The 1,783-nt window shown below is 70.9% G+C and carries 2 protein-coding genes; both read left to right on the top strand.

The features are described from left to right. On the top strand, positions 1-915 hold a 915-nt coding region (locus tag ACWD01_RS37400; RefSeq protein ID WP_451168442.1), incomplete at its 5' end, for a beta-ketoacyl reductase. A gap of 57 nt (positions 916-972) precedes the next feature. After that, positions 973-1,783: beta-ketoacyl synthase N-terminal-like domain-containing protein (locus tag ACWD01_RS37395; RefSeq protein WP_451168441.1), on the top strand; the 811-nt coding region annotated here is incomplete at its 3' end.

Raw genomic sequence — 1,783 nt, 5'->3', positions numbered from 1 at the left:
GGTTCGGCGGGCCAGGGCAACTACGCCGCCGCCAACGTGTTCCTGGACGCGTTGGCCGCGCACCGCCGTGCTGAGGGTCTGCCCGCGCAGTCCCTTGCCTGGGGCGCGTGGGCGCCGACGGGCGGCATGACGGCGACACTCTCCGAGGCCGACCGTCAGCGCATCGCCTCCTCCGGCGTTCCGCCGCTCTCCGCCGAGCAAGGCCTTGCTCTCCTCGATGCGGCGATGGCCACCGACCTCCCCTACCTCGTCCCCCTCGGCCGCATGGCCGGCGCGGGCGCGCCCCGGATGCGGGGTGACGTGCCCCCGCTCCTGCGCGGACTCGTCAAGAGTGCCAAGCGGCAGGCCGCCGGCGGCACCGCGGCCGGAACCCAGGAGATGCTCGCCGCCCGCCTCCGGGAGCTGCGCGAAGGGGACCGGCTGCGACACGTACGGGAACTCGTACAGGCAGAGGCCGCGGCCGTACTCCGGCATACGTCGGCGCAGGCCGTCGACCCGGGGCAGGAGTTCAAGGACCTCGGTGTCGACTCCCTCACCGCGCTGGAGCTGCGCAACGGGCTCACGTCCGCCACCGGACTGCGTCTTCCGGCGACCCTCGTCTTCGACTACCCGACGCCGAATGCCTTGGCCGAACACCTGCTGGCCACCCTCCTCCACGACCACCGGGACGACCGGAACGAGCAGTCCACCCTCCTCGCGGAACTCGACCGGGTCGACGCGGCGTTGACCGCCGCCGCGCCCGATGAACACACCCGCGCGGCGGTCTCCCTGCGGCTGCGTCACCTCTTGGAGAAGTGGCGTGCCGACGACGAGGACGGCGAGTCCGCCGACATCGCGGAGCGGATCGAATCCGCCTCCGCCGACGAGGTCCTCGCATTCATCGACAACGAGCTCGGCCGGCTGAGCGACCGCTGACCCGGCTGTCCGACGTCTTTCACTTCTTCCCTTTCGCTGTAGGAAGGCTCCATCTCCATGTCGAACGACAGCAAGCTCGTTGACTACCTCAAGTGGGTCACCGCCGATCTGCACCAGACTCGCCAACGGCTGCTGGAAGTCGAGTCGGAGAAGCAGGAGCCGATAGCGATCGTCGGCATGTCCTGCCGTCTGCCGGGCGGTGTGCGCTCCCCGGAGGACCTGTGGCGGCTGATGACAGAGGGCCGTGACGGCATCTCCGCCTTTCCCACCGACCGTGGCTGGAATCTGGAGGCACTGACCGGCGAGGGGAACGGCAGCAGTGCCGCCGTGGAGGGCGGGTTCGTCGATGCCGCGTCCTTCGACGCCGACTTCTTCGGGATCTCGCCGCGTGAGGCGATGGCGATGGACCCGCAGCAGCGGCTGCTGCTGGAGACCTCGTGGGAGGCGTTCGAGCGGGCCGGGATCGACCCGGCCACTCTGCGCGGCAGCCGTACCGGTGTCTTCGTCGGCACGGCGGGGGTGGACTACGTCGGTGTGGTCATGAACTCCCTGGAGGACGTCGAAGGCCACGCGACGACCGGCCTGACCGCCAGCGTGCTGTCCGGCCGCATCTCGTACGCCTTCGGCCTCGAAGGCCCGGCGGTGACCCTGGACACCGCCTGCTCGTCCTCCCTCGTCGCACTCCACGTCGCCGCGCACGCCCTGCGCTCCGGCGAGTGCACCATGGCCCTCGCCGGTGGCGTGACCGTCCTGTCCTCGCCGATGAGCTTCGCCGGTTTCAGCCGGCAGGGCGGGCTGGCGGGGGACGGGCGTTGCAAGGCGTTCGCGGACTCTGCCGACGGCACCGGCTGGTCCGAAGGCGTCGGCG

The organism is Streptomyces sp. NPDC002835, from assembly GCF_053591995.1.
The sequence above is the reverse complement of the archived record's forward strand: the minus strand, read 5'-3'. Positions and strand labels throughout refer to the sequence as shown.